Here is a 26,888-nt window from a genome sequence, read left to right on the forward strand (position 1 = left end):
CCGTTCTCACGCTTTAGGCTTGACCCCGGAGCCAGCATGGGGCATTCCGCCACAACCCGGCGGAATGCCCCGGCACCCGGGCTTTCCAGCAAAGATCACCTGGCGCCGATGAGTAAGGCGTACAGAACCACTCCACAGGAGGACCCCAGTGGCGAAGGCGAAGTTCGAGCGGACTAAGCCGCACGTCAACATCGGCACCATCGGTCACATCGACCACGGTAAGACGACCCTCACGGCCGCCATTACCAAGGTGCTGCACGACGCGTACCCGGACCTGAACGAGGCCTCGGCCTTCGACCAGATCGACAAGGCTCCTGAGGAGCGCCAGCGCGGTATCACGATCTCCATCGCGCACGTCGAGTACCAGACGGAGACCCGTCACTACGCCCACGTCGACTGCCCCGGTCACGCGGACTACATCAAGAACATGATCACGGGTGCGGCGCAGATGGACGGCGCCATCCTCGTGGTCGCGGCCACCGACGGCCCGATGCCGCAGACCAAGGAGCACGTGCTCCTGGCCCGCCAGGTCGGCGTTCCGTACATCGTCGTCGCCCTGAACAAGGCCGACATGGTGGACGACGAGGAGATCCTGGAGCTCGTCGAGCTCGAGGTGCGTGAGCTCCTCTCCGAGTACGAGTTCCCGGGCGACGAGCTTCCGGTCGTCAAGGTCTCCGCTCTGAAGGCCCTCGAGGGCGACAAGGAGTGGGGCAACTCGGTCCTCGAGCTCATGAAGGCCGTGGACGAGTCCATCCCGGAGCCCGAGCGCGACGTCGACAAGCCGTTCCTGATGCCGATCGAGGACGTCTTCACGATCACCGGTCGTGGCACCGTCGTCACCGGTCGTATCGAGCGCGGCATCCTCAAGGTCAACGAGACCGTCGACATCATCGGCATCAAGACCGAGAAGACCACCACCACGGTCACCGGCATCGAGATGTTCCGCAAGCTGCTCGACGAGGGCCAGGCCGGTGAGAACGTCGGCCTCCTGCTCCGCGGCATCAAGCGCGAGGACGTCGAGCGCGGCCAGGTCATCATCAAGCCGGGCTCGGTCACCCCGCACACCGAGTTCGAGGCGCAGGCCTACATCCTGTCCAAGGACGAGGGTGGCCGCCACACGCCGTTCTTCAACAACTACCGTCCGCAGTTCTACTTCCGTACGACGGACGTGACCGGCGTCGTGACCCTCCCCGAGGGCACCGAGATGGTCATGCCGGGTGACAACACCGAGATGAAGGTGGAGCTCATCCAGCCCGTCGCCATGGAAGAGGGCCTGAAGTTCGCCATCCGCGAGGGTGGCCGGACCGTGGGCGCCGGCCAGGTCACCAAGATCAACAAGTAAGCTCCGCTTGCTTGTCGGTCCGATGACCTGACATGGGCTGATGCCTGTAAGGGCCCGTACGACTCCGGTCGTACGGGCCCTTCGCATGTCCGGGGAGCGGCGGGGCTAGTCGCGCACCCCCGCGAGTTCCACCGCGCGGCGCCGTGTGGCGAGCCCCGCCGGGACCACCGAGGCGATCACCGCCAGGACGGCGCAGGAGGCCGCGACCCCGCCGAGGGCCGCCCACGGCAGCTCGACGGCGGTGTCCACCGCGAGCAGCCCCAGCGCCCCCCGCATCCCCGCCAGATTGAGCACGGCCACCACCAGCCCGAGCAGTGTGCCGACCGCCACCACCAGCAGCGACTCGGCCCCGACCAGTCGCAGCACCTGCCACCGGGTGGCCCCGGCCAGCCGCAGCGCCGCGAGCTCGCGCTCCCGGTCGGCGGTGGCCATCACCATGGTGTTGACCAGGGAGATCCCGGTGTAGAGCAGGGCGATTCCCAGTACCAGGAGGAGACCGGCCCGGGTCGTGCCGCTGGTCCCCGGGGCGGCGGCCGCGACCCACTCGTCCCGGGTCGACACCCGCCCGCCGGTCGCGCCCACCGCCTCGCGCAGCCCGGCGGCCACCGCCGCGGCGTCGGCGCCGTCCCCGAGGGCGACGTCCACCCGGTCGACGGGGGCGCCGGGGGCGTTGGCCCGGGTGACGTAGACGCCGTTGCCGCCGGTGCCGGTCGCCATCACGGCGGCGACGCGCAGCGTCCTGGGCGTGCCGTCCCCGAGCCACACCCGCACACTCCGGCCCACGGAGTGCCGCTCCCACTCCCCGTTGACGATGATCGAGGCGTCGTCGAGGTCGGTCGTCCTGCCCTCCGTGAGCGGGAGCCGGGCGGTGGCGGCGAGGGCCCCGGGGTCGGCGACGGCACGGGCGTCGGACCTGATGAGCGCGGTGCCCTCCTCCAGGACGTACACCGCGCTCGACGCGGTCGGGGAGACCACCGCGCCGGGCACCGAGCGCAGCCGGTCCACGGTCCGGGCGTCGAGGCCCGCGTCGCCCGCCGCCGTGACCACGAAGGCGGCGGTGGTCCGCTCGCGCGTCTGGGCGGCCTCGGCCTCGTCGAGCGTGGCGGTGGCGCCGAGCAGCGAGCCCGCGAGGGCGACCGTCACCAGCACGGGCGCCGCGACGGCGGCCGTACGGCGCACCCCGGCGGCGGCGTTCTCCCGCACCAGCAGGCCCGTCGCGCCCGGCAGCCGGGCCGGCAGCCAGGCCAGCAGCCGCGACAGCGGTCCCACCACGACGGGCGCGAGCATCGCGACCGCGGTGATCAGCAGCATCGGACGGCTCACGTACGTCTTGCGGTGCAGCAGGCCGCCGGGATCGCCGGCCAGCGCGATGCCGAGCGTCACCAGGGCGGCCAGCAGCAGGCCCCCGCCGAACAGCCACCGGCCCCACGTCATCGTGCCGGTGTCCACGGACGCCTCGCGCAGCGCCTGCGTCGGGCCCGTGCGGCCCGCCCGCCAGGACGCGGCGAGCACGCCGCACAGGGCGACGAGGAGACCCGTCCAGAAGGCCGTGTGGTACGGCCAGGCGTGGTCGCCGATGGTGAACCAGGCCGGTGCCAGGCCGCTGTCGACCATCCGTGCGGCCAGGTGCGGCGCACCCCACGCGCCGAGCCCGCAGCCGGCCGCGGAGGCGAGCACGCCCACCCCCAGGGCCTCGGCCGCCACCAGCGCGCGGAGCTGCCCGGGTGTCGCCCCGGCGGTGCGCAGCAGCCCGAACTCCCGGCACCGCTGCGCCACGGTGAAGGCGAACGTGGACGCCACGACGAACACCGACACGAAGGCGGTGACGCCGCCGGCCGTGCCGAACAAGGCGTTCATCGCGGTCAGCGCCTCGCGGTCCCGGTGCGGATCGGCGTCGGCGAGCCCGCGGTCGTCCCCGGTGAGGACACGCACCCCCGGGCTGCCGCGCACCGCGTCCCGGACCGCCGAGGTGTCCGCGTCGACCGTGAGCTGAAGACTGACGGGGGAGAGCCGCGCGGCCTCGGCGTCGGTGTAGAAGACGGCGTGCTCGAAGCCACGGTCCGGCACGGTGCCCACCACCCGGACGGTTCCGCGGTCGGTGCGCAGCCGCGCGCCCGGTGCGGCCCAGCCGCCGGTGACGACGACCTCGCCGGCGGTGCGCGGCGCGCGGCCCGCGTCGATGGCGTACGGGGCGAACGCGGCGGTGGACCACGGGTGGCCCACCAGGTCACCGGGTCCGCCCTCGGCGCGTACCGGGAAGGACCGGTCCGCGACGACCCGGCCGAGCCGCTCCAGTTCCGCCACGGTCCCGGCCGGCACGGCACGCGGCCGGGCCAGCTCGTGCGTGCGGTCGCCGACCGGTGTGGGCACCCGCAGGGTGTCCTGGCCGCGCACCACGACCGACGCCGCGGCGAACCGCTCCGGCTCCCGGTCGGGCGCGTCCAGCGACGAGGCGAGCGCCAGTCCCGTCACGGCGAGCAGGGCGACGCCCAGCGACAGCGCGACGAAGCTGCCGGCGAAGGTGGCCCAGCGGGTGCGCAGGGTGCGCAGGGCGACACTCAGCACGGGAGGGCCTCCGGCCGGGGGGTGGGGGTGGTGTTGGCGTCGGGGCTGGTGCCGGCTGGTTCGTCGCTCACGTGGGCGGTGGCGCGGGTGAATCGCTTCGGTCCGCGGGCGGGTGTGTCCATGGCGAGGTTCAGCACGGGAGGGCCTCCGGCCGGGGCGTGGGGGTGGTGATGGTGTCGGGGCCGGTGTCGGCTGGTTCGTCGCTCATGTGGGCGGTGGCGCGGGTGAATCGCTTCGGTCCGCGGGCGGGTGTGTCCATGGCGAGGTTCAGCACGGCGTGGCCTCCGGCGCCGGGTCGGGAGCATGGGTAGGGGAAGTTCCAGGACGGTGAGCGGCGCGGCGCTCAGCACGGGACGGTCTCCAGCCGGGTCATGCGGGTCGCGATGTCGTCGGCGCCCGCGCCGGTGAGTTCGCCGTGGACGTGGCCGTCGGTGAGGAAGACCACGCGGTCGGCGTAGGAGGCGGCGACCGGGTCGTGGGTGACCATGACGACGGTCTGGCCGGCGTCGTCGACCATGCCGCGCAGCAGGGTCAGTACCTCGTGGCCGGTCCGCGAGTCCAGGGCGCCGGTCGGCTCGTCGCCGAAGAGCACGTCGGGGCGGGTGATCAGGGCGCGGGCCAGGGCGACGCGCTGCTGCTGTCCGCCGGACAGCTCGCTGGGCCGGTGCTGGGCCCGGTCGCCGAGTCCCACCTGGCGCAGCACCTCGCGCACCTGCGCGCGGCCGGGCCGGCGTCCGGCCAGCCGGAGCGGCAGTGCCACGTTCTGTTCGGCGGTCAGCGACGGCAGGAGGTTGAACGCCTGGAAGACGAAGCCGATGCGCTCGCGGCGCAGCAGCGTCAGTTTCCTCTCGCTCAGCCGGGTCAGGTCGGTGTCACCCACGACGACCGACCCCGACGTGGGCCGGTCGAGACCGGCGGCGCACTGCAGGAGGGTCGACTTGCCCGAGCCGGAGGGGCCCATGACGGCGGTGAAGCTGCTCCTCGGGAAGGCCAGGGAGACCTCGTCGAGAGCCGTCACGGTGTGGTCGCCCGCCCCGTACCGTCTGCTGACGGACCGCAACCGGACCGCGTGGACCGCGCTGTTGTTCATCTGTCCCCACTCCGCCTTCGTCGCCTTCTGCGCTGGTGGCCCCACGAAACCGTCCGGGACCCCCGCGGCGCAGTGAGGCGGAGGCGAGACGTGGGGTAGGGCGGGCCATACCCCCGAAGCGCCCCCTGGGCCGATGGTCGGGCCGCCGAGGGGAGTTCTACGGTGATCCGCATGCACCCTCGGAACGTGTGGCAGGCCATGTCCGGCCCCGGCTTCCTGCTGTCGGCGTGGCCCTGGCGCGCGGTCGCCCACCTGGTGACCGGGGCGGTGGCCGGTGCCGTGACCCTGGTGGGGATCGTGGCCGCCGCCACCGTCGCCGGTGTCCTCGCCGTCGTCGTGGTGGGCCTGCCGCTGCTGGTCCTCACCGTCCTCGCGGGCATACCCGTCGCCCACCTGGAGCGGTACCGGCTGCGCATCGTCGACCGCGACCCCGCCCCGGACCGGCACCGGCGGCCGGCCGTCCCGGGGCTGTGGCCCTGGCTGACCACCCGGCTGCGGGAGCGGGCGACCTGGCGGGAGCTGGGCCACGCCCTGCTGTTCGCCGGCCTGCTCTGGCCGGTGGACGCCGTGGTCGTCACCGCCGCTCTGGCCACGCCGTTGTCCATGGTGGCCACCCCGCTGCTGATGGCGACCGTCGGCGGCGGCGAGGAGGCGAAGGTGCTCAAGACGTGGACGGTCACCACCTGGCCGACCGCGTTCGGCGCCGCGCTCCTCGGCCTGCTGCTCCTCGCCCTGGGCGGCTACGCGCTGGGTCTGGCCGCCGGTGCGCGGGCCGAGCTGACCCGGGCCCTGATTGCCCCGCGCGACGGCGACCTGGGCGCCAGGGTCGTCGAACTGACGCGCTCGCGCGTGCGGTTGGTGGACGCGTTCGAGTCGGAGCGGCGCCGGATCGAGCGCGATCTGCACGACGGGGCGCAGCAGCGTCTGGTGGCCCTGACGATGGCCCTCGGCCTGGCCCGGCTGGACGCGCCGCCCGGCCCGCTGGCCGATCAGCTCGCCAAGGCGCACGGCGAGGCGGGCAGGGCGCTGGAGGAACTGCGGGAGCTGATCCACGGCATCCACCCCAAGGTCCTCGCCGACTACGGCCTGGAAGCCGCGGTGGCCGACGCCGCCGACCGGTCCGCCGTGCCCGTCGACGTCACCCTGGAGCTTGCCGGGAGGCTGCCCCAAGCAGTGGAGGCCGCCGCCTACTTCGTGGTCCGCGAGGCCCTCGCCAACGTCGGCAGGCACAGCGGCGCCGACCGTGCGGAGGTGACCGGCGGGCACCTCGACGGACGGCTGTTCCTGGAGGTCCGGGACGACGGCCGGGGCGGCGCCGACGCCGGGGCGGGCAGCGGGCTGACCGGTCTCGCCGACCGGGTGTCGGTGCTGGATGGCAGACTCTCCCTGTCCAGCCCGCCGGGCGGACCGACCCTGTTGCGCGTGGAGATTCCTTGCGAGTGGACCGAACCCTTCGCGTAGTGCTGGCCGAGGACAGCGTGCTGCTGCGGGACGGCCTGACCGGCCTGCTCGCCCGCTGCGGGCACCAGGTGGTGGCCGCCGTGGGGGACGCGGAGGCGCTGGTCGCGGCGGCGGCTGAGCACACCCCGGACGTCGTGGTCACCGACGTCCGCATGCCGCCCGGCTTCCAGGACGAGGGCCTGCACGCGGCGGTTCGGCTGCGGGAGAGGAGCCCGGCTCTGCCCGTCCTCGTCCTCAGCCAGTACGTGCAGCGGACCTACGCCGCCGAGCTGCTGGACTCCGGCGACGGAACGGGCGTCGGCTACCTGCTCAAGGACCGCGTCGGCCAGGTCGAGGAGTTCGTCGAGGCGCTGACCGAGGTCGCGGACGGCGGCACGGTCGTCGACCCGGAGGTGGTACGCCAGTTGCTGCGCCGCCGCCGGGACCCGCTGGAGCGGCTCACCCCGCGTGAGCGGGAGGTGATCGCGCTGGTCGCGGAGGGCAGGTCCAACGCGGCGGTCGCCCGCCAACTCGTCGTCTCCGAGGCGGCGGTGGGCAAGCACATCGGGAACATCCTCACCAAGCTCGACCTGCCTCCGGCGACCGACACCCACCGCAGGGTGCTGGCGGTCCTGGCGTATCTGCGGGCGTGAGGCGGCCGTTGGCCTACCCGCGACGGGGGTTGTGATTGGGTCACGAACCCCTCGTGGCCCTGCACTTCTCCTGCACGGGACGGCACGATTGATCGCCGGAAGTTTCCCGCCGGCCGCCGCCCCGCACCGGAAAGTGAGTCCGTGAGTACCGTCCCGCCCCCCGACCGTTCCGACGACGACCCGTCGTCCTCCCTGTCCGACGAGCAACTGGAGTCGTTCCTGCGGGAGGCCGCCGAGGGCGGTGCCACCTCCGCGCCCAAGGAGCCCTCCGCGCGTGCCCGGATGGTGGCACGGCGGCTGCGGGAGGAGGACGAGGCGGCCCGGCGCGCCGACCCTCGTGGCGGGCGGAAGAACCAGGGACCGCCGTCCCCGCCGGGATGGCGTACCGGCCCGGCGCCCTCGGCGGGCGGCTCCCGGAAGCGGCGGGTGGGCGCGGTCTTCGGCGTGCTGGTCCTGGCGGCGCTCGCGGTCGTCGCCGTACGGCCCTCGCTGGTGCTGCCGGACGACGACGGCGGCGGCTCCGGACAGCCGCTGGCGGCCGAGACCGCGCGGCCGACCGGCGCCCCCGGCGACCCCGCCGGCTCCGGCCGGGCCACGCCCGAGCACCCCTTCCGCGGCTCGCCCGCCGAACGGTGGGCCGAGGGCGCCGACGCCATCGAGGTCCCGAAGGCGAAGGCGCTCTCCGGGATGAGCGAGGAGGACGTGGAGTTCGCGCTGCGCCGCACCAAGGACCTGCTGGTCGCCGCCAACCTGGACCCCGGCGTCCTGCGCGGCGGGCAGCCGGACGAGGCGCTGGCGGTCCTGGACCCGAAGCAGCCGAAGCTGCTGCCCGAGCTGCGCCGCTCGCTGCGGGAACCGGACGAGGAGCACGACCCGCTGCTGCTCTTCACCCGGTTCGACCCGGCCGAGGTCCGCCCGGCCGGTGACGTGGTCAAGGTCCGTGGCCGCATGACGCTCGCCGCCGGGGAGCCCGGGGTGGTGAAGGTCGACGCGGACTACACCTTCGTCTACCCGCTGGTGCGGACCAACGATCCAGACGGCCCGGTGGCCCGCGTGATCGTCCGACGCGAACTGACTCTGACGCTCAACGACCCGGCCGCCTGGGACGTGACCGAGGGCAGGCTGCTGCTGGAGAAGTACTACGCCGAGCACAACAACACCGACTGCGGCGTCGACGACGGCTACCTGCACCCCGGGTTCGCGGACGACGCCCCCGACGGCGAGCGCCCCACCGGGGCCGCGGTCGACCCGTACGACCGCACCGACCCCCTCACGCCGGACGGGTCCTGCGGCCGGGTCACCCGCACCTGACGTACGAGGACGCGGCCGGGCCCGGGTGCGCTCTCCCTGCGCACACCCGGGCCCGCCCCCCGTTCCACAGGGTCAGCCGCTCACACCCGCTGCCACAGCGCCGGCACGTTCGACGGCTCCCAGCCCTGCTGGGCCTGGTGGCCCTGGAGGCAGCGGTAGGTGGCGCCGCCGTAGGTCACCGTGTCGCCCGCCTGGTAGACGGTGCCGGCCGCCCAGGTGCCGCCGGGCTCTCCGGGCTCGCCCGGGTCCTCGCCGCCGCCACCGGTCGTCTTCAGGGTGAGGCCGTAGTTCTGGAGCAGCGGGTTGATGGGCTGGAAGAAGGTCGTACCGCCGCTGCTGCAGTTGCCCGAGCCGCCCGACGTGACCCCCTGCGCCTGGCTGCCGGATATGTACGAGCCGCCCGAGTCGCCGGGCTCGGCGCACACCGTGGTGCGGGTGACGCCGCTGATGGTGCCCTCGGGGTAGGTCACGCTGGTGTTGTGCTGCTGGACGGTGCCGCAGTGCCAGCCGGTGGTGGAACCGGAGCGGCACACGGACGCCCCGACCGGCGCCTGTGTCGACCCGGCGACCTGCACGTTCTGACCGCCCGCCCCGTTGACGTAGGGCGTGGCCGTCCACTGGGAGTTGGTGGCCACCCAGGCCATGTCGCGGCCGGGGAAGACCGACCCCTGGAAGGTGCCCTGGGCCACCCGGTTGGCACCGCTCGTGCTCGCGCCCGCCCGGCCGCAGTGACCGGCGGTGGCGAAGCCCTGCTGGGTGCCCTTGGTGACGGGGAAGCCGATCGAGCAGCGACCGCTGTTGTTGATGTAGTACGCCTCGCCGCCCCGCAGGTCGTACAGCGGGCGGGGCCGCTCGGCCGACGTCTCGACGCGCGCGAGCCCGGCGCCGACACCGGCCGCGTCGAGGAGGGCGCGGGCCGCGGACGGGCGTACGGCCTGCACGGTGACCGTGTTCGTGCGCACGTCGACGTACCGGACCGGCGCGTCGGTGGTGTCCCGGTGAGCGGCCGCCCGGTCCAGCCGGGACTTGGCCGCGTCCAGGTCGGCGAGCGAGTGCCGGACGACCTCGGCCACCGCGCCCCGCGCCTCGATCAGCGCCACGTCGGCCGCGTCCGTCGTCGCCACGGTCAGCGTGCCCGACTCGGCGCCCCGCACCCAGGCGCCCGCGAAGTCGCCGCCGAGGTCGGCCCGCAGCCGGCCCGCGACGGCACCGGCCTCGGCCTCGTTCACGAGCCGGCGTTCGGCCTGCTCCCGGTCGAGGCCGAGGTCGCGCTCCATGGCCCGGAGCAGGGCGGGCGGGGCGGCGTCGGCGCGCAGCGACTCGGCGGCCGTGGGCGCGGCGGGGGAGGGTGCCGTCCCGGCGCTCGCGGAGCCGCTGAGCCCGGCCACGAGCAGGGCGGCCGTCGCGGCGACGGCGGCACCCACGGCTCTGGTCTGTCGGTGTCGGTGGGGCATGGGGGATCTCCTCGGTCTCGGTGGGGAGGTGCCGAAACCGTAGGGAGGGACGGAGGGCTGCCGTAAGACGTCGCTTGGCCCTCTGGGCGGCGTTATGGAACGGGGCGGACCGCGTTGTGGAACGCGCGGCGGACCGCGTTGTGGAACGCGGCGGGCGGAAGCGCGTCAGTCCTTGCCTTGGGCGTTGCGGTCGACGTAATCCCTGGCGCCCCAGACGCCCAGCGTCACGCAGCACATGGTGGCGCCGAACCACGCGGCGTCGGCCCAGGTGTCCTGCCACAGCCGGGAGACGACACCCATGCAGGCACTCAAGCCGGCCGCCAGGGCCACGAGCTTCAGCCATCGCCTCATTCCGCCCCGCCTACCCCGGCCGGCCCCCGGCATGCGGGACGGGGTGCGCGGACAGCCACTCGGTGTAACTGTCGCTGCCCGCGGCCACGTCCGCGTGCGCGCCCCGGGCCTGGGCAAGGACGGTGGCGGCGAGGTCCGTCAGCTGCGACACACCGTGCCAGCCCAGCAGGTGCCGCCAGGCCAGTGGGGTGCCCGTGAGCGGGCGGGTGACGATGCCGGGGGTGGTCGGGAAGGTCGCCCGGCACAGGCCGACCGCCCGGCCCACCTGCACCAGGTGCACGAGGGACGCGGTGTCGGTCTCGTACATGCGGCGCGGGGTGAACCCGGCGCGGGCGCACGCGGCGGTGAAGCAGTCGCCGAAGCAGCCGTCGCCCGGTACGCAGGCCCACTCCTCGCCCGCCAGGTCGGTCAGGTCCACCTCCGGCCGGTCGGCGAGCGGGTGGCCGCCGGGCATCATCACGAAGACCGGATCGACGGCGACCTCCCGCCAGACCAGCCCTTCGGCACCGGGCGGGGCCGCCGATCCGCAGGTCCCGGCGAGCGCGAAGTCCAGTCGGCCGTCGGCCAGTTGCTCGGCCAGCTCCCGCTCGGACCAGGAGGTGCAGGTCGTCATCCGGGCGTCCGGCGCCACGTCGGCGAGCCGGTCCACCAGGGCGCCGAGGAGCGGTCCGTGGGTGCCGCCCAGCCGCAGGTGCCGCGCGGTTCGCGGGGCCCGTGCGAAGCGCGCCGCCTCCTGTTGCAGCTCGGTCACCGCGGGCAGCACGATCCGGCTGCGCTCCAGCACCAGCTCCCCGAGCGCGGTGGCCCGCACCCCGTGCCGCCCCCGGACGAACAACGCCCCGCCCAGCGCCCGTTCGATCCGCTTCAGCTGCGCGCTCAACGCGGGCTGCGCCAGCCCGAGCGCCGTCGCCGCCCTGGTGAGACTGCCGGCGTCGGCGATGGCCCGGATCGTCCTGAGATGCCGCAACTCCAGCTCCATAGGGGGAGCTTGCGGCGGGGGAGGGGCGGGGGCAAGAGGCTGGTACAGACCAGAATGGGTTCACCGGTCGCCGACGACGGCCCTACGGCTCACACGCGGTGCACCGTGTGCAGCGTCCTCGCGTACGTGCCCGTACCGTCCAGCAGCGAGGCCCCGCCGAGGTCGGACATGGTCGGCCCGTTCGCCGTCTTGCGGCTGGAGAGGAAGCGGCGCCCGCCCGCGCCGTCCTCGCCGAGGTAGATGCCGACGTGGTCCGCCGTGGCGGTCTCGGTGTCGTCCCCCGAGTCGGCGTTGAACAGGACCAGGTCGCCGGGCTGGAGCTGCTCGGCCGCCGGCGGCTTCGCACCGTCCGTCCGCGCGACGCGCACCCCGGGCGCGTGGTCGGCCATGTCCCGGGACTTGCGCGGCAGCCGCGTGCCCGAGGTGTCCTGGCCCGCCGCCAGCGGTACGCCCAGGTGGTAGCCGTAGACCATGCGGGTGTACCCCGAGCAGTCCAGGTTCCCGGCCTGCTTGGCGGACGGGCCGGTGTAGGTGCCGTCCGGGAAGGTCCAGCCGCTGTGCATGTACTCGTGGAAGTCGGCGCCCTCGTAGCGGTGGCCCCGTGGATCCAGGTAGCCGTAGCCCGCCTCGCCCATGACCTGCCTGCCCTCGGCCGGCCCGGCCCCGGCGACCAGCGGGGACGCCCCCGCGAGGAACATGGCGGCGTACGCCAGGACGTCCGGAGCCGTCGAGCCGCACCAGCCGCGCACGACCTCCTCCAGCTCCGGTGTCCAGACCCCGTCGAAGGGCTCGGGCAGCACCCGCACCCAGGAGGAGTGGGTGACGACGGGCGGCGCCGCCCAGTTGGCGGCCGTCACCTCGTACCGGCTGACGAGCAGGGTCACCGGCAGGTTGGCGCAGCCGCGGTTGGCGAGGGCGCGCAGGCCGACGCGGCCCTTGCCGAAGGTGGCGTCGGTGACGTCGAAGGCCCACCCGGACGGCTCGGTGCCGGCCGAGGCCCAGGCCTTGGCGCGGATCCGGGCGCCCTCGCGCCGCACCCGTATCGTCCAGTCGGTGCCGGCCGGCACGCCGGTGGCGAGCGTCACCTCCGCCGCGAGCTGGGTGACCGTGTCGTCGACCTCCTTCTCCAACCGGAACTGCACCGCCCCGGACGTGGTGAAGGAGAGCCGGGCCCGGTAGTTGTTGTGGGTGTCCTGGTACCCGAACGACAGGGCGTACGAGCAGGCGTCACCGGTAGGCACCTTGTCGAACCGCGCGACGGAGCGCACGTCGACGTCGGTGATCCCGTCGTCCCGCAGGGTGGCGTGCCGGCTGGCGTAGTCGGTGCTGAGGGCGATGGCCGCGGCCCCCGGTCTCACCGAGTAGTCGGCGTCCACCGGCCCCAGGGTCGACCAGCTCCCGCCGCCGGGTGAGGTGCCCCAGTACGCCCGGTCGGCGGCGGGCAGCGCCGGGTCGGGCAGCGTCCGGACGAAGTCGTCCACGAAGGGCTTCTTGTTCTCGGTGAACGTCCGCTGCGGGCCGGTCAGTACGACGGTGCGCGCGCCGTGCGTCAGCAGCGCGACGCGTCTTCCTCCGGAGGTGACCTTGGTACGGGCCGGGGTGCCGGGCAGCACGGTGGCGGTGAGCCGGGACGCCAGGGTGAGGTGGGCGAACCAGTCGGGCCCCAGCGGCGCCGTCGTCACGGAGGAGCGGGCCGCGGTAAGGGCGGCCGGTGCGGTCGCCGGTGCGACCGCCGGTGCGGCCGCGCCCTGCCCGGCGGCGCGCGCGGGCGGGGCGCCGGCCGCGCCGGCCAGGGGGACGGTGGCGGCCGAGGTGGCGAGGAAGGTGAGTACGTTGCGGCGTGAGGTGCTGGTCATGTCGGACATGATCCTTCACGGGGTGTACTCCGTTGCCGAGCAGCTCAGTTCGGCCCACACCGTCTTCCGCGGAAAGCGCCCCTCCACGACCCCCCACCGGTGTGCCAGCGCCTCGACGAGCAGCAGGCCGCGCCCCGACTCCGCGTCCGGGGCGGGCGCCTGCGGGCAGGGCAGCCGCTCGCCCCGGGTGTCGGTGACCTCGATGCGCAGGAAGTCGCCGACGACGTACAGCGTGAGCCGGAAGTCGCGCCCGGGGACGCGTCCGTGCTCCGCCGCGTTGGCCGCCAGCTCGGCGACGAGCTGGCGCGCGGGATCCAGGGGCAGTCCCCAGCTCCGGAGCTGCTCCGTGGCGAGCAGACGGGCGAGGCGCGCCCCGCGCGGGGTGGGGGAGAGCTGCACGCTGAAGTTGCGTACGGGCGTCGTGAGTTCGGCGGATTTCTGGTTCACGTCACTCAGCGTGGTGGTGTGTGCGTACGGTGAGAAGTGACTCTGCGGGTACGTACAGTCACTGTCCGGTGGTTGTCCACCACTGTCGGGGCTGTCGGGGCGGGGCGCACGGGTAGAGCGCCGAGGGCGACACGGCCAGTACGACGAAGGGGTGCGGGATGACGGTCGAGACGGGCGAGCAGGGCGAGACGGGCTGGGAGGTGGACCCCGACGACGAGTGGGGCGTCGCCGTCATCGCCACGGTGGGGCGCCAGTTGAAGCTCCGCCGCGAGGCGGTGGGGATGCGGGCCGCCGACTTCGGGGAGGCGGTCGGGTACGGAGAGGACCTGGTCTACAAGGTCGAGGGCGGCAAGCGGATCCCCCGGCAGGAGTATCTGGACAGGGCGGACGCGGTACTGGACGCGGGTGGGTTGATCGCGGCGGCGTGGGAGGACGTGAAGAGGGTCCGGTATCCGAAGAGGGTGCGGGAGCTGGGGAAGCTGGAGGGGAAGGCCGTTGAGATCGGGCTGTACGAGTGTCATGTCATCCCCGGGTTGTTGCAGACCAGGGAGCATGCGCGTGCCGTGATCGGCGCCGCGCAGCCGCCGTACTCGCCCGACGACGTGGAACGCATGGTGGCTGCTCGGCTGGCCCGGCAGTCGGTATTCGAACGTTCACCCGCTCCGGCGCTCAGTTTCGTCCTGGAAGAGGCGCCGCTGCGACGCCCCATCGGCGGCACAATGGTCTGGCGTGAGCAGCTCAAACGCCTGCTGGAGGTCGGCCGGTTGCACAATGTCGTGCTCCAGGTGATGCCGACGGGTTGTGACACCCATTCCGGCCTGGACGGACGGATCGAGTTGCTGAAGTTCCCCGACGGCACGGCGGTGGGGCGCTCCGACGGCGCCTTCAACAGCCGGGCGCTCACTGAGCCCAGGCACCTCCGCATCCTTGAGCTGCGATATGGCACCATCCGGGCTCAGGCGCTCTCACCGGGGGAGTCGCTGGCCTTCATCGAGCAACTCCTGGGAGAAACATGATCCGCAAGGCCGAACTGGCGTGGTTCAAGAGCAGCTACAGCGGCGGCAACGACGGCAACTCCTGCGTCGAGATCGCGAAGACCCCCGGCACGGTCCACGTCCGCGACTCCAAGCACACCGACGGCCCCCGCCTCACCCTCACCCCCGACGCCTGGTCGACCTTCCTGCCGTACGCGTCGCAGAACTGAACACCCGGCCCCTCCGTTCGGCTGAAAACGAGTGACGCGGGGAATACGCTGTGTGTCGCGCGGAGCCGGTGGGGCGCCACATGGGGCTGTTCGGGGAACACCAGGCGTTCTTGGAGAAACTGGGCGAAGCCGATCGTCAGGCGCTGTCGGCGCTCGGGCACCGGCGGGTCTACGAACCGCAGGAGGAACTCCTCGGCGAGGGCGAGTCCGGCACGTTCGTGCTCGTCATCCTGGGCGGCTGGTGCACCGTGTGGCGGGCGACCGAGCGCGGCCGCCTCATACTGGCCCTGCGTCAGGCCGGTGAGCTGGTCGGTGAGATGGCCGCTCTGGACGGCCGCGCCCGCAGCGCCACGGTGAGCGCGTTGGACACCGTGGAGGCGCTCGCCGTCCCCGGCGATCGCTTCCGGCACTTCATGGCGGCCCGGCCGTTCGTTTCCGGGCTGGTCATGGCCCAGCTCACCGAACGCCTGCGCAGCGCGGACGACCAGCGCAGTTCCCTGGCCTCGGCCACCGTCCTCGAACGGCTGGCCGCCTGCCTCGTGGAGCTGGCGGACCGCACCGGCCGCAGGGAGCACGGCGGGGTCGTCATCCGCCTTCCCCTGTCCCAGCACGAGATCGCCGCCGCCATCGGCGCGACCCGCGAGGCGGTGGCCAAGGCGCTGCGCCTGCTGCGCGAGCAGGGGCTCGTGCTCACCGGACCGAAGGTCATCACCGTCGCCGACCTGGAACCCCTGCGGCTCCTCGGCGGCGCGCCCGCCTCCACTCGCCGAGGCCGTCGGCCGGCGCGGTGAGGGGTATCCCCCGGCCGGGTGTGTAAACGGCTACAGCGCGGCGCGGGGCGCGACGCCAGAGTGACGGCGGAGGGCAGACGGTGAGGGCGGACGGCCGAGGCCGGGCGAGAGGCGGGGAACGATGCCGAAGAGGCGGGAAGCGATGCGGGGCGGAGCACAGTACGGATTCATCATCAGCCTGGACGCTCAGAGTTCGGGATCGACCCCGGACCCGGACCGTCCGGCGCTGCGCGAGCGGATCTACCGCGTCGCCGAGGACGCCTTCCTCAAGGCGGGCATCGGCGGCGCCCGGCTGGCCCAGGAGGACCGGGGTGACGGCATCCTCGCCGTGGTCGAGCCGCGCCGCCCCGAGGCGCTGGTGGGGGAGTGGACGGAGTACCTCCACCAGAACCTGCGCCAGGTCAACCGGGAACTGAGCCGGCCGCTGCGGCTGCGAGCCGGGCTCGGCGTGGGGCCGTTCACGCCCGACGACGACGGCTTCTCCGGCGCCGCCGTCGACCTCGCCTGCCGTATCGGCAACTGCGAGGAGGCCAAGGCGGTGCTGGCCGGCCTGTCGGACGCGCCGCTGCTGGTGGCGGTCACCGATCGGCTCCACCACGACGTCGTACGGCACGGCGGCCGGTGGATCGAGCCGTCGCACTACCGCCGGTACCGGCTCCGGCTCAAGGAGGGGGAGCAGCAGGCCTGGTTCACCGTGCCGGGCCGCGGCGCACCGCCGCCGGAACCCGGGGCCGGGGAATCCGCCCAGCCGGCCGGGCGGGACGCGCGGGCCGCCCGGGACGCCGGCTCCGGCTTCCACTTCGGGAACGTCACGGTCAGCGAATCGGCGCAGGCGTTCCAGGGCAGCTTCGGGGACATCACGATCGAACACCGCCGCGGCGGCAGCGGCTCGGGGGAGAAGCCATGACCAGCGTCGACACGGACGCCGAGCCGGCACAGGACGGGCAGGGGCCGGCCCGGGAACCGGAGGCGGAGGGCGGCCGCGCGCGCCCCGGCCGGCCGCAGCGAGCCGACGGCACCCCGCCGGCGGACGGCGAGGACGAGCTGCTGGGCGGCGACTCCGAAGCCGACCCGTCGGCCAAGGGCGGTGGCCGGGCCACCGCGGGGCCGGGCGCAGCCCACATCGCCCGGGAGACCCGGTCGGTCTACCTGCGTGACGCCAGTACCTACGTCGGCGGCACCATCGGCTCGGTCAACTTCCGTTTCGGCGAGACGGGGCGGGCGGCCCTGCTCGCGGGGCCGTTACCGGACGACGAACTGCTGCGGTTGCGGCGGCGGTTCATCCAGCCGCCGGACTACGAGGACTGCAAGCGGCAGTTGCGCGAGGACCGCCTGCTGGTGCTCTGCGGGCAGCCCGGCAGCGGCCGGATGTACACCGCCCTGTCGCTCCTGGACGACCTGGGCCGGGGCAACGTGTCCCGGCTGGACCCCGGCTCGGAACTCACGGCCCTGGACTCCGGCGACGAGGACAGCCCCATCGCCCAGGGCCACGGCTACGCCCTGGAACCCGCCGACGGCCGGCTGCCCGCCGAGTTGCACCTGGACAGACTCCGCCGCCTGCTGACCGACCGCGAGGCCTACGCCGTACTGCTGTCCGTGCCAGAGCCGGGCGACCGGGGGGCGGTCCGGACACGTTACGAACGCAGGCACCGGCCGCCCGCCGAGGACGCCGTGCTCGACGGACACCTGGCGGCCGAGCTGGACGGCGGCCCGTCCGGAGCCCGGGAGGCGGCCCGGCGGGCGGCGCGCCGCCACGACGTGCGGGAGGCCCTGGGCCTGGAGGCGCTGCTGCCCTCCGAGGCGGCCCGGCTCGCCGGACTGGTCGCCCGGCACGTGACCGGCGGCCTGACCCAGGAGCAACTCCTCGTCGAGTGCCGCGGCTTCGCCGTCGAGCAGGTACGCACCTGGTTCGCGGGCGGCGCCGACGCGGAGACCTCGGCGCGGCTGCGGGACGCGGCTTTCCGGATCTCGCTGGCGGTGTTCGGCGGCGCCTCGGTCAACGTGGTGGCCGAGGCCGCCGAACTGCTCGCCTGGGAACTGGCGGTGACCGTCGACCCCGAGCGGACGCCCGGGCGGCCCGTGCTCGGCGACGGTCTTCAGGCCCGGCTCGCCTCGGCCCGCGCCACGACCGAGATCCGCAGGCAGCCGCTGGTCGCGGGGGCGCTCATCCCCGTGCGAACCATGCGGTTTCGGGGCACCGCGCTGGCGCCCGCCGTCCTGGCCCATCTGTGGGAGCACCACCACAACATGCGCGCACCGGTGCTGCGCTGGCTGGACTCGCTCTGCCAGGACCGACGCGAGGAGGTGGGGATCAGGGCGGCGGTGGCGGCGGGCGAGCTGTGCCGGCTGGACTGCGCCCAAACCCTGGGGGAGCTGCTCGTCCCGATGGCCGAGGCCGACCAGGCCCGCCGCGGCCTGTTCGTCGCGACCGCCCTGCAGGGCGTACTGGAGGACGCGAACGTCGGGGCCGCGCTGCGCTCACTCGTCGAGACGTGGAGCCACAGCGACCGGACCAACCTCCGCTGGACCGCCGCGGTCGTGCTCAGCCGGGGTACCGCGGCCCGGACCGTGGGGGAGGCACTCGGCGCGCTCGGCCGGATCGGCACCTGGAAGGACGGCCGGATGCGGTCCGTCGCCGCGGAGAGCGTGGCCCACCTGGCGGGCTTCAGCACCGACCGCGAGCCGCTGGTCAGGATCAGGGCGTGGCTCAACGACAGCAGACGGCAGCACCAGAACCTCGGCCTGGCCGGCACGCTGTTCCTGGCCGACCTGACGGTGGACAACGTCTGGAACCCGGCGGAGGAACTCGGCGGCCGCGAGCGGTGGCCGCTGGCCCTGGCGATCTGCGCGACCCGCCCCGAGCTGGCCCCCGAGGTCGCCGGGCTGCTGTGGACGGCGCTCAACACCAGCCGCTCGTACCGGCCCGCGCTCGACATCCTGACCAGGTGGCTGCGCACCTGCCGCGGCACGGAGTGGGAGCGCGAGGTCCTGCGCTTCCTGCCGCTGCTCACGCTCAAGGAGGACGACCGGCAGCGCACGCTGTCGCTGATCGCGGAGCTGTCCCAGGACCCCGACGAACCATGGGAACAGGACTACGTCCACCGCCTGTCGCAGGCGGTCCAGGCGGGAGGAACCCGATGAGCCAGAACACCAGCCCACAGGGGGCGTCGAACACCCACGGCGCGGCCGACGCGGCGCTCCCGGACGATCTGCGCGGCCCCTTCCTGGACGAGATCTTCCCCGAAGGCCCGTACAAGCACCGCGGACAGCAGCGTGCCGCCGTCGTGTACTACCGCAACGGCGGCCACAGCGTCGTCACCGCGCAGGGCGCGCTCCACGTCGACCGGCCGCGGCTCAGCCGGCAGCCCACGTCGGTCTGCCTGATCGCCCGGGGGCAGTACCAGGCCTCCTTCGAGATGGAACTGCCCAGCTACGACAACCGGGGCGACTTCCGGTGCGCGGTGGACGTCCACTGGGAGGTCGCGGACTTCGCCCTCGCGGCCGAGAAGCGGGTGCGGGACGTCGAGAAGATGCTGTGCGCCCCGCTCCTGGCGAGACTGCGCGTGCTCACCCGGCGCTACGGGCTCGAAGCCGCCCAGGCGGCCGACGAGGCGATCCAGGCCGAGCTGGCGGGCGGGGCCTGGGAGTCCTTCGGGGCCGAACTCGGCCTGAGCACCGTGGTCTACGTGCGCATCGACCTGGGCCAGGCCGCCCGGGACCACCGAAAGAGGCTGCTGGACGTGGAGCACACCTCGGGGGTGCGGTCGGCGCAGGACGACGCGGACGCGGCCCGGGTCCGGGCCAACCTGTCCACGGCGCGCGAGCTGATCGAAGCCGGGAAGACCGATCAGTACGCCCTCCTGCTCGCGCGCGACCCGTCGCAGGCCCCGAAGATCCTTCGCGAACTCCAGGAGGAGGTGCGGCAGGAGCGGGAGGGTGCGCTGGCCTTCCTGTCCCGGCTGATCGAGCACGACATGGTGCAGCGGCACCAGATCGAGGGGCCCGTGGTGCAGCAGCTCCTCGACTTCGCCAGGATGAACGGTGGCGGCGCGCTGTTCGACCAGGGTCTGCCGCAGCCCCCGGCCCAGCTGCCGGCGCAGTCCGCGCCCGCGCTCCCGGCGCCGCCCGCCCCGGTCGTACAGCCGCCCACGGTGCAGTGGACGGCCGCCACGGCCCGGAACCCGGTGGCGTCCCCCGCACCGCCGCAGCCGCCCACGCCGCCGCAACCGCCCACGCCTACCCTGCCGAACGGCGTGTCCGTCCCGCCCGTACCGCCGGCACCGCCCGCGGCGCCCCAGCCGCCGCCGTCACCCACCCAGCCCGCGACCGCCGACGGGAAGATCAACTACGTTCGACAGGGGCGGCGCCGCCCCAAGCCGCGACCGGGTGGCCCGGGTGGCGGCCACGATGCCTGACCCGGCCGCGGCCACGCGGGAACCGGCCGACCTCTACGTGGCCGAACGGCTGCTCGCCCACGCCCGTGAGGACCTCGCCCGCGCCGACAGCAAGGCCGCGGTGCTGCTGTCGGGAGCCGCCTTCGCGCTCCCGGCGCTGCTGCTCGGCGGGGCGTGGCAGCCCGCCCCGCCGGTCACCGGGGCTCCCTGGGCCCTACTGGTCTCCGGCGGTCTGCTGTGGGCCGTCGGCACGGCACTGCTGGTCCGTGTCGTCCTGCCGCGCACCGGCACGTCCCGTACCGGCCCCGGCATGACCTTCTTCGCCGACGCCCTCGCACCGCCCGACATCGGCGGGATCGTTCAGGCTGTCCGCGCCGCGGCCGAAGACCGGGTGTCGTGGCTGGCGGTGCAACTGGTCGACATCAGCCGCATCCTCGTCGCGAAGTACCGCTGCCTGCGGGTGGGCACCTGCTGCCTGGTGACGGGCCTGGCCCTGGGCGGCACCGGGGCGCTGCTCCGCTGAGGGCTCAGCCGGGCGTCGTCTCGACGATCCCCTGCGTCCCCACCACCGCCAGCAGCTCCAGCAGCCCCGCGCTCTCCGTGCCCACCGCCGGTGTGAACCAGAGCAGCCGCTGACGCCCGTCCTCGCTGAACAGGTTGAGGCAGTTGACCTCGATCAGGCCCAGCGTGGCGTGGTGGAGCCGTTTGCGGTCGTCGCGCCGGAAGGCGACGTCGTGTTCGGCCCACAGCGCGGCGAACTCGGGTGAGACGCCGAGCAGCGTACGGATCATGGAGCCGGCCTCCGGATCCCGCGCGTCCCTGCGCGCGGCGGCGGCCCGCAGGTCGGCGACGAAGGCGCGGGACTGGCTCTCGTGGTCGGCCTCGGGATACAGCTCCCGCGCCGCCGGCTCGGTGAACCAGCGGTGCACGAAGCTGGCCCTCGGCCCCCGCAGCCCGGACTGGTCCCCGAGCAGCGCCACGGCCAGCGGATTCTGTACGAGGGTGACGTGCAGGTCGGTGATCACCTGGGCCGGGGTCGAGGGCATCCGGCCGAGCAGGTCGAGCATGCCGGGGTGGACGTGCGAGGCGGACCCGCCCTGCACGGGCACCGGCCGGTCGGCGAGCCGGTAGAGGTAGTCCCGCTCGTCGGCGGAGAGCCGCAGCGCCCGCGCCAGCGCGGCGATCATCTGCTCCGACGGCTGCGACCCGGCACCCCGCTCCAGCTCGTTGTAGTAGTCCACCGACGCCCCGGCGAGCTGGGCGACCTCCTCGCGGCGCAGCCCGGGGACCCGGCGGCGCGGCCCCGAGGGCAGCCCCACGTCGGCCGGCCGGATGCGCTCACGCCGGGAGCGGAGGAAGGCTCCCAGCTCGGTGTACTTGACGGCGCCCATGCACCCATTCTGCGCCCGGCCGGGTCGGCCACCCAGGGGATGACATCCCCTGGTTGCGTGGGCCGGGGCGGCGCAGGGTGAAGACATGACCGACACGACAACGAGCACACAGCCCACCCGGCACGACCCCGCCGCCCCCGGCCCCCGGGTCGCCGTCGTCACCGGCGGCTCCCGCGGCATCGGCCGGGCCGTCTCCCAGAAGCTCGCCCGGGACGGCCTGGCCGTCGTCGTGAACTACGCACGCGACGCGGCATCCGCCGAGGAGACGGTCGCGGCGATCACCGGGGCCGGCGGCCGGGCTGTCGCCGTACGGGCCGACGTGGCGGACGAGAAGGAGGTCGCCGCGCTGTTCGACCGGGCGGAGCGGGAGTACGGCGGGGTGGACGTGGTGGTGAACGCCGCCGGGCGGATGACCCTGTCGACCGTCGCCGACCTGGACCTGGCGGCCCTCGACGCCATGCACCGCACCAACATCCGCGGCACCTTCGTCGTCGCCCAGCAGGCCGCACGGCGGCTGCGCGCGGGCGGCTCGCTGGTGACCTTCTCGACCTCCGTGGTCGGCACGCAGTTCCCCGAGTACGGGGCGTACGTGGCGAGCAAGGCGGCGGTGGAGGGGATGACGCTGATCCTGGCGCGGGAGCTGCGCGGCCGGGACGTCACCGTGAACACGGTGGCGCCCGGCCCGACGGCGACCGATCTCTTCCTGGACGGCAAGACCCCCGAGCAGATCGACCGCCTCGCGAAGGTCCCCCCGCTGGAGCGGCTGGGCAGCCCCGAGGACATCGCCGAGGTGGTCGCCTTCCTGGGCAGCCCGGCGGGCCACTGGGTGAACGGCCAGGTCCTGCGCGCCAACGGAGGGCTGGTCTGACATGCCCTTCGCCGAGTTCAAGGTCCCCGCGGGCACCCTCACGGCGGCCGACAAGCAGAAGCTGATCGAGCGCACCACGGACCTCTACGCGGAGATATACGGGGAACGCGCCCGCCCCACCACCGTCGTCCTCGTCGAGGAGGTCCCGGACGGCGGCTGGGGCGTCGCCGGGAACGTCCTCACGGCGGCGATGCTGGGCACGGGCACGGACGCCGGGGGTGGCGGCGGGGCGTGAGGGCCGGGGAGGGCTTCGTCTCATACCGTGGCCGGGTGCTGGTCAGGACGTTTACCCGCACGTAACACTGACACGGAACGGTGCCACCGATACCAGAGAGGTCCACGTGACGACGACGCGACCCGACACGAAGACCACGCTTGCCCGCCTCCTCACGGAGATCGAGCACCGCAACCCGGCCCAGCCCGAGTTCCACCAGGCGGCCCGCGAGGTGCTGGAGACGCTCGCGCCGGTACTCGAGGCACGCCCCGAGTACGCCGAGCCGGGCCTGGTGGAGCGGCTGGTGGAGCCGGAGCGCCAGATCGTCTTCCGGGTTCCGTGGCAGGACGACAGGGGCAGGGTGCACGTGAACCGGGGCTTCCGCGTCGAGTTCAACAGCGCGCTGGGCCCGTACAAGGGCGGCCTGCGCTTCCACCCCTCGGTGAACCTGGGCGTCATCAAGTTCCTGGGCTTCGAGCAGATCTTCAAGAACGCCCTGACCGGCCTGGGCATCGGCGGTGGCAAGGGCGGCAGCGACTTCGACCCGCGCGGGCGGAGCGACGCGGAGGTCATGCGCTTCTGCCAGTCGTTCATGACCGAGCTGTACCGGCACATCGGCGAGCACACCGACGTGCCGGCCGGCGACATCGGCGTGGGCGGCCGCGAGATCGGCTACCTGTTCGGCCAGTACCGCCGCATCACCAACCGCTGGGAGGCGGGCGTCCTCACCGGCAAGGGCGCGGGCTGGGGCGGCTCCCTGATCCGCCCGGAGGCGACGGGCTACGGCAACGTCCTCTTCGCGGCGGCGATGCTGCGGGAGCGCGGCGAGGACCTGGAGGGCCAGACGACGGTCGTGTCGGGCTCGGGCAACGTCGCGATCTACACCATCGAGAAGCTGACCGCCCTGGGCGCGAACCCGGTCACCTGCTCGGACTCCTCCGGCTACGTGGTCGACGAGAAGGGCATCGACGTGGACCTGCTCAAGCAGGTCAAGGAGGTCGAACGCGGCCGCGTCGACACCTACGCCGCACGCCGCGGCGCCTCCGCCCGCTTCGTCCCCGGCGGCAGCGTCTGGGAGGTCCCGGCGGACGTGGCCCTCCCGTCGGCCACGCAGAACGAACTCGACGCCGAGGGCGCGACGGCTCTGATCCGCAACGGCGTGAAGGCGGTGTCCGAGGGCGCCAACATGCCGGCCACCCCCGACGCCGTCCACCTCCTCCAGCAGGCCGGCGTCGCCTTCGGCCCCGGCAAGGCGGCCAACGCGGGCGGCGTCGCGGTCAGCGCCCTGGAGATGGCCCAGAACCACGCCCGTACGTCGTGGCCGGCGGCCCGCGTGGAGGACGAACTCGCGGACATCATGACCAACATCCACACCACCTGCCACGAGACCGCCACCCGCTACGGAGCCCCCGGCGACTACGTCACCGGCGCCAACATCGCGGGCTTCGAGAGGGTGGCGGACGCGATGCTGGCGCAGGGCGTCGTCTGAGGAAACCGCCCCCGCCGGGCGGGGGTTCAGTGATCGGAGTAGCTGAAGTCACCCACGGTCCAGGCGCTGACGTCCTCGATCGCCACGCGGTACATACCGCCCGTCTCCGGGATTCCCATGGTGCCCTGGAGGATCCGGGCGACATGGAAGTGCAGGTGCGTGGGTGGCCCGGCCTTCTCCGCGTGACCGTCGAAGACGGCGGAGAAGTCGCCCAGGTCGGCTGAGTCCGTCAGTACTTCCGACACCCGCCGCCTCCAGACCCTCTCGGGGGCCAGGCGACCGGTGATGACAGCGCCGTGGGTGACCACGGTCAGGGACATCCGGCTGCTCTGCCCGGACTCCACCAGGGCGGCGACGTCCATGAGCAGCTCGTCAGGCTTCGGCATGAGCACGGATTTTATCCCTGGGATCGCCGGGGGTGCACCGCTCGGTGGGATTACCGGGCGGTACGGGCACTTCCCGCCGAGTTCCCGGAGGTCTCGGCGCCGCCCCGCCGCAGCTCGGCGTTGATGCGCTGGGCCTCTTCGAGCTGGTCCTCGAGGATGATGATGCGGCAGGCCGCCTCGATGGCGGTTCCCTGGTCGACCATCTCGCGGGCGCGGGCGGCGATACGCAGCTGGTAGCGGGAGTAGCGGCGATGGCCGCCCTCGGAACGCAGGGGCGTGATCAACCGGGCTTCGCCGAGGGCCCGCAGGAAGGCGGGCGTGGTGCCGAGCATCTCGGCGGCGCGGCCCATGGTGTACGCGGGGTAGTCGTCGTCGTCGATGGGGTCGAGCGGTCTGTCTGCGGTCATCTGCACCTCTGCTGACGGGTTCGGGGGCCTGCGGAAACGGTCGAGGGGCCTTGGTGCCGTACGGCACCAAGGCCCCGAGGGATTTGTAACACCATCTGCCGGCTGGCTACTTCATTGCCGGCCTTCTGCTTCCGTCCCGGGCCCCGTCGAGGGGCGGGCGGATGAGGGATCGCGGATGCGTGACCGTGGGACCACCTTCCGTTCCGGGGCCTGCGGTACCCGGTGAGAACGTTCTCGCCCGGGCGATCCTGATGGCGTCCTCCTCCTTCTCTCCCTGACTTCTTGGCTACAGCAGAAGATTAACCACGGAAGCCGACGAATGTCTACAGCAGCCACGACAGATTTTCCCCCAAACGGGTGAGCGATTATCTGCCGCAAGCGCCTCCCTGGCTCTGTCGGCCGCTCGAACGGTGGGACGATGACGGCACGGATCATCGAACGACGCACGGGGAGGCCGGTCACGTCATGGCCCGTTACACGGAGGCACTGACCGTCGAGCGAGGCGGGTTCCGGATCAAGGTGCCGGAGTCCTGGTGGGAGTTCGACGTCCGCCCGGAGTCCCGGGACGACTCGATCCGCCGCATGGTCGACGACCGCGTCCGGCAGTACCCGGAGCTGGCCCCGTCCCGCTCCGCGTACGTCACCTTCCTCCAGAAGGCGGCCTCGGACGCGTGGAAGTCGGGTGCCCTGTACTGCGGCTGCATGGCGGAGAGCTTCGGCGGCGACACCCCGATCACGGGCTCGGTGACGGTGTCGCTGATCGGCGGCCGCACGTCCTCCGGCGACCCCCTCCCCAACGACCCGGCCGCCATAGCGGGCCAGTTGGCGGTCAAGGAGGCCAGGAAGCCCGGCGACTCCTGGCGCAAGGTCACCACGGTCGACATCCCCGGCGTCGGCCCCGCCGCCCGCACCCAGGGCATCGAGGACATCCCGGTCCCGGACGACGCCCTGAACCGCACGGTCCGCGCCGTCCTGATGCAGACCTACATCCCGGTCCCGGGCCAGGAGGGCAAGGTCGCCCTGGTGGCGGGCAGCAGCCAGGTCCTCGACCTGGCGGACTCCTTCTTCGACATCTTCGACGCGATCACTTCTTCGTTCCGGTTCGTGGGATGAGCCCCGCCTCGTGACACGGCGTTGGTCGACCCGCACGGACACCGTGCTGTGCCGAGCCGGGTGGCGACCGGGCCGCGCGGTCCCGACGGCGACCTGGGAGTCGATCCTGAGCGAGCGCGGCGACTTCGCACCCCACGATGCCGCGCGCAGCTTTCTCGCCGAATTCGGCGGCCTGATCACCTCCGGCTGGCCCACCGACGCGCGCCGCCACTCGTCGGCCATCCGGTTCGACCCTCTTGTCGCCGAGTGGCAGGAGGAGCGATTCGCACGGGTGAGCCGGGAAGTGCGCACAACCCTGTACCCCGTGGGCGCCGCGGACGACGGCGCGAGCCTCCTGGGCATCGGCGAGGGCGGAGCGCTGTACCTGTTGAGGGACCGGGTGGAGTTGCTTGCCCCGGCAACGGACCAGGCTCTGGACCGTCTGGTGGACATGCAGGCCGCCCCGTCCGCGCTCTGGAAGCCGAGCGGAGGCACAGCGGAGGACCACGCCTTCTGGCGGCGCGTGGACACGGTGGGCCCCGCCCCGGACATCCAATCGCCCCGCTGGCCGGCGGAGACGGACCGTGTGCTGCGGGCGGCCGGCTGGTCTCCCGGCAGAGCCGTCCCCACGGACACCTGGGAGAGCATCCTGCTGGAGACCGGCGGCTTCGAACCCCACGACGCCGCTCGCCGCTTCCTGGCGGAATTCGGCGCGCTGCGAGTCCCGCACCGCGAGCCATGGGACGAGATGCCGTGGAGGGAGTTCTCCCTGGACCCCTTGCTGGCCTTCTGGGACACGGAGATCATCGAAGACCTGTCCGACCGGGCGGGTGTGGCCCTCTACCCCATCGGCATGCGCGACCGCCGCAACTCGCACCTGACCATGGCGGAGGACGGTGCGGTGTACGAGGGCATGGACGACGTCTGGCTGCTGGCCTCCACCCCGGACCAGGCGATGGAGCGCATCACCAAGAGAATCCGCCCTGGGGCCCGCTGAAAGGACGCGCACGGTTGTGTCAGCCGAGCTGAACTGGGAATCGGGCGAGGGCCTACTCGGTATCGACGACCCCGCCGCATGGGACGCGGCCTACGAACGTGGAGAGCGCCACCTGGGAACCGCTGTGATTGGGTTGGCCTTCAACTGCCCCCTGCAGGAGGCATCGC

Annotated in this window: 27 protein-coding genes; 16 read left to right on the forward strand and 11 right to left on the reverse strand. The window is 73.3% G+C overall.

Going from position 1 to position 26,888, the window contains the following annotated elements; all coding sequences use genetic code 11:
• Nucleotides 1-148: 148 nt before the first annotated feature.
• Nucleotides 149-1,342, forward strand: a complete 1,194-nt coding sequence (gene tuf, locus ACGF3J_RS04560; RefSeq protein WP_064729336.1) for an elongation factor Tu — start codon at nt 149-151, stop codon at nt 1,340-1,342.
• A 105-nt stretch (nt 1,343-1,447) separates the two neighbouring features.
• On the opposite strand, the gene ACGF3J_RS04565 is transcribed toward tuf, so the two are convergent.
• The 3 genes from ACGF3J_RS04565 to ACGF3J_RS04575 form a co-directional block, all read right to left on the reverse strand.
• Nucleotides 1,448-3,907: an FtsX-like permease family protein gene (locus ACGF3J_RS04565; protein WP_393853482.1), complete on the reverse strand. Its 2,460-nt coding sequence runs from the start codon at nt 3,905-3,907 to the stop codon at nt 1,448-1,450.
• Nucleotides 3,908-4,037: 130 nt separating this feature from the next.
• Complete coding sequence (locus tag ACGF3J_RS04570; RefSeq protein ID WP_161326504.1) at nt 4,038-4,181, reverse strand: hypothetical protein; 144 nt, start codon at nt 4,179-4,181, stop codon at nt 4,038-4,040.
• A 69-nt stretch (nt 4,182-4,250) separates the two neighbouring features.
• A complete protein-coding gene (locus tag ACGF3J_RS04575; protein ID WP_161326503.1) occupies nt 4,251-4,997 on the reverse strand; it encodes an ABC transporter ATP-binding protein in 747 nt (248 codons plus the stop codon).
• A 171-nt stretch (nt 4,998-5,168) separates the two neighbouring features.
• Between ACGF3J_RS04575 and ACGF3J_RS04580 the strand changes: the two genes are divergently transcribed.
• The 3 genes from ACGF3J_RS04580 to ACGF3J_RS04590 all read left to right on the forward strand — a co-directional run bounded on the left by ACGF3J_RS04580 (nt 5,169) and on the right by ACGF3J_RS04590 (nt 8,401).
• On the forward strand, nt 5,169-6,458 hold the full coding sequence (locus ACGF3J_RS04580) for a sensor histidine kinase (protein ID WP_161326502.1): 1,290 nt from the start codon (nt 5,169-5,171) through the stop codon (nt 6,456-6,458).
• Nucleotides 6,458-7,090 (forward strand): response regulator transcription factor, encoded by a 633-nt coding sequence (locus ACGF3J_RS04585; protein WP_161326506.1) that lies wholly within the window; start codon nt 6,458-6,460, stop codon nt 7,088-7,090. Before ACGF3J_RS04580 ends, ACGF3J_RS04585 begins: the two co-directional genes overlap by 1 nt.
• A gap of 141 nt (nt 7,091-7,231) precedes the next feature.
• Nucleotides 7,232-8,401, forward strand: coding sequence for a hypothetical protein (locus ACGF3J_RS04590; protein WP_161326501.1), 1,170 nt, complete (start codon nt 7,232-7,234; stop codon nt 8,399-8,401).
• A gap of 80 nt (nt 8,402-8,481) precedes the next feature.
• Here the strand turns inward: ACGF3J_RS04590 and ACGF3J_RS04595 are convergent, their stop codons facing one another.
• The 5 genes from ACGF3J_RS04595 to ACGF3J_RS04615 all read right to left on the reverse strand — a co-directional run bounded on the left by ACGF3J_RS04595 (nt 8,482) and on the right by ACGF3J_RS04615 (nt 13,488).
• Nucleotides 8,482-9,855: a carbohydrate-binding protein gene (locus tag ACGF3J_RS04595; protein WP_393853483.1), complete on the reverse strand. Its 1,374-nt coding sequence runs from the start codon at nt 9,853-9,855 to the stop codon at nt 8,482-8,484.
• Between the two features lie 165 nt (nt 9,856-10,020).
• Nucleotides 10,021-10,206 carry a hypothetical protein gene (locus ACGF3J_RS04600; RefSeq protein ID WP_161332587.1) on the reverse strand — a complete coding sequence of 62 codons (186 nt, stop codon included), beginning with the start codon at nt 10,204-10,206 and terminating at the stop codon, nt 10,021-10,023.
• Nucleotides 10,207-10,216: 10 nt separating this feature from the next.
• On the reverse strand, nt 10,217-11,185 hold the full coding sequence (locus tag ACGF3J_RS04605) for a LysR family transcriptional regulator (protein ID WP_161332588.1): 969 nt from the start codon (nt 11,183-11,185) through the stop codon (nt 10,217-10,219).
• 89 nt (nt 11,186-11,274) lie between these two features.
• The gene (locus ACGF3J_RS04610) at nt 11,275-13,041 is read right to left on the reverse strand and encodes an NlpC/P60 family protein (protein ID WP_161332589.1); all 1,767 of its coding nucleotides are present in this window, start codon (nt 13,039-13,041) and stop codon (nt 11,275-11,277) included.
• 15 nt (nt 13,042-13,056) lie between these two features.
• On the reverse strand, nt 13,057-13,488 hold the full coding sequence (locus ACGF3J_RS04615) for an ATP-binding protein (RefSeq protein ID WP_161332590.1): 432 nt from the start codon (nt 13,486-13,488) through the stop codon (nt 13,057-13,059).
• A gap of 158 nt (nt 13,489-13,646) precedes the next feature.
• On the opposite strand from ACGF3J_RS04615, the gene ACGF3J_RS04620 reads away from it, so the two are divergent.
• From ACGF3J_RS04620 to ACGF3J_RS04650, 7 genes are all read left to right on the forward strand, one after another.
• Entirely contained in the window at nt 13,647-14,504 is an 858-nt protein-coding gene (locus ACGF3J_RS04620) for a helix-turn-helix transcriptional regulator (protein WP_161332591.1), read from the forward strand.
• On the forward strand, nt 14,501-14,692 hold the full coding sequence (locus ACGF3J_RS04625) for a DUF397 domain-containing protein (RefSeq protein WP_161332592.1): 192 nt from the start codon (nt 14,501-14,503) through the stop codon (nt 14,690-14,692). The genes ACGF3J_RS04620 and ACGF3J_RS04625 overlap by 4 nt, the downstream gene beginning before the upstream one ends.
• A gap of 80 nt (nt 14,693-14,772) precedes the next feature.
• The gene (locus ACGF3J_RS04630) at nt 14,773-15,483 is read left to right on the forward strand and encodes a Crp/Fnr family transcriptional regulator (RefSeq protein ID WP_161332593.1); all 711 of its coding nucleotides are present in this window, start codon (nt 14,773-14,775) and stop codon (nt 15,481-15,483) included.
• Nucleotides 15,484-15,625: 142 nt separating this feature from the next.
• Complete coding sequence (locus ACGF3J_RS04635) at nt 15,626-16,390, forward strand: hypothetical protein (protein ID WP_161332594.1); 765 nt, start codon at nt 15,626-15,628, stop codon at nt 16,388-16,390.
• On the forward strand, nt 16,387-18,624 hold the full coding sequence (locus tag ACGF3J_RS04640) for a hypothetical protein (RefSeq protein ID WP_393853484.1): 2,238 nt from the start codon (nt 16,387-16,389) through the stop codon (nt 18,622-18,624). Before ACGF3J_RS04635 ends, ACGF3J_RS04640 begins: the two co-directional genes overlap by 4 nt.
• Nucleotides 18,621-19,898 (forward strand): hypothetical protein, encoded by a 1,278-nt coding sequence (locus tag ACGF3J_RS04645; RefSeq protein ID WP_161327708.1) that lies wholly within the window; start codon nt 18,621-18,623, stop codon nt 19,896-19,898. Before ACGF3J_RS04640 ends, ACGF3J_RS04645 begins: the two co-directional genes overlap by 4 nt.
• The gene (locus tag ACGF3J_RS04650) at nt 19,891-20,400 is read left to right on the forward strand and encodes a Pycsar system effector family protein (protein ID WP_237552416.1); all 510 of its coding nucleotides are present in this window, start codon (nt 19,891-19,893) and stop codon (nt 20,398-20,400) included. The genes ACGF3J_RS04645 and ACGF3J_RS04650 overlap by 8 nt, the downstream gene beginning before the upstream one ends.
• 4 nt (nt 20,401-20,404) lie before the next feature.
• Here ACGF3J_RS04650 and ACGF3J_RS04655 read toward each other — a convergent pair whose 3' ends face one another.
• Nucleotides 20,405-21,268 carry a helix-turn-helix transcriptional regulator gene (locus tag ACGF3J_RS04655; protein WP_161327707.1) on the reverse strand — a complete coding sequence of 288 codons (864 nt, stop codon included), beginning with the start codon at nt 21,266-21,268 and terminating at the stop codon, nt 20,405-20,407.
• A gap of 85 nt (nt 21,269-21,353) precedes the next feature.
• Here ACGF3J_RS04655 and ACGF3J_RS04660 point away from each other — a divergent pair, with 85 nt between their 5' ends.
• The 3 genes from ACGF3J_RS04660 (at nt 21,354) to gdhA (ending at nt 23,839) form a co-directional block, all read left to right on the forward strand.
• Complete coding sequence (locus ACGF3J_RS04660; protein WP_161327706.1) at nt 21,354-22,136, forward strand: SDR family oxidoreductase; 783 nt, start codon at nt 21,354-21,356, stop codon at nt 22,134-22,136.
• Between the two features lies 1 nt (nt 22,137).
• A complete protein-coding gene (locus tag ACGF3J_RS04665) occupies nt 22,138-22,371 on the forward strand; it encodes a 4-oxalocrotonate tautomerase family protein (protein WP_161327705.1) in 234 nt (77 codons plus the stop codon).
• A gap of 106 nt (nt 22,372-22,477) precedes the next feature.
• Nucleotides 22,478-23,839, forward strand: a complete 1,362-nt coding sequence (gene gdhA / locus ACGF3J_RS04670; protein ID WP_161327704.1) for an NADP-specific glutamate dehydrogenase — start codon at nt 22,478-22,480, stop codon at nt 23,837-23,839.
• 26 nt (nt 23,840-23,865) lie between these two features.
• Here gdhA and ACGF3J_RS04675 read toward each other — a convergent pair whose 3' ends face one another.
• Both ACGF3J_RS04675 and ACGF3J_RS04680 read right to left on the reverse strand, forming a co-directional pair.
• Nucleotides 23,866-24,225, reverse strand: coding sequence for a hypothetical protein (locus ACGF3J_RS04675; RefSeq protein WP_064731926.1), 360 nt, complete (start codon nt 24,223-24,225; stop codon nt 23,866-23,868).
• Between the two features lie 50 nt (nt 24,226-24,275).
• On the reverse strand, nt 24,276-24,632 hold the full coding sequence (locus ACGF3J_RS04680) for a MerR family transcriptional regulator (protein WP_161327703.1): 357 nt from the start codon (nt 24,630-24,632) through the stop codon (nt 24,276-24,278).
• Between the two features lie 465 nt (nt 24,633-25,097).
• On the opposite strand from ACGF3J_RS04680, the gene ACGF3J_RS04685 reads away from it, so the two are divergent.
• Together ACGF3J_RS04685 and ACGF3J_RS04690 are read left to right on the forward strand one after the other, a co-directional pair.
• Nucleotides 25,098-25,745, forward strand: a complete 648-nt coding sequence (locus tag ACGF3J_RS04685; RefSeq protein WP_122615753.1) for a hypothetical protein — start codon at nt 25,098-25,100, stop codon at nt 25,743-25,745.
• Between the two features lie 10 nt (nt 25,746-25,755).
• Complete coding sequence (locus ACGF3J_RS04690) at nt 25,756-26,721, forward strand: SUKH-3 domain-containing protein (protein WP_161327702.1); 966 nt, start codon at nt 25,756-25,758, stop codon at nt 26,719-26,721.
• Nucleotides 26,722-26,888: the final 167 nt, after the last annotated feature.

The sequence above is a fragment of the Streptomyces sp. NPDC048171 genome (assembly GCF_043202655.1).
In the GTDB taxonomy this organism is placed as follows: domain Bacteria; phylum Actinomycetota; class Actinomycetes; order Streptomycetales; family Streptomycetaceae; genus Streptomyces.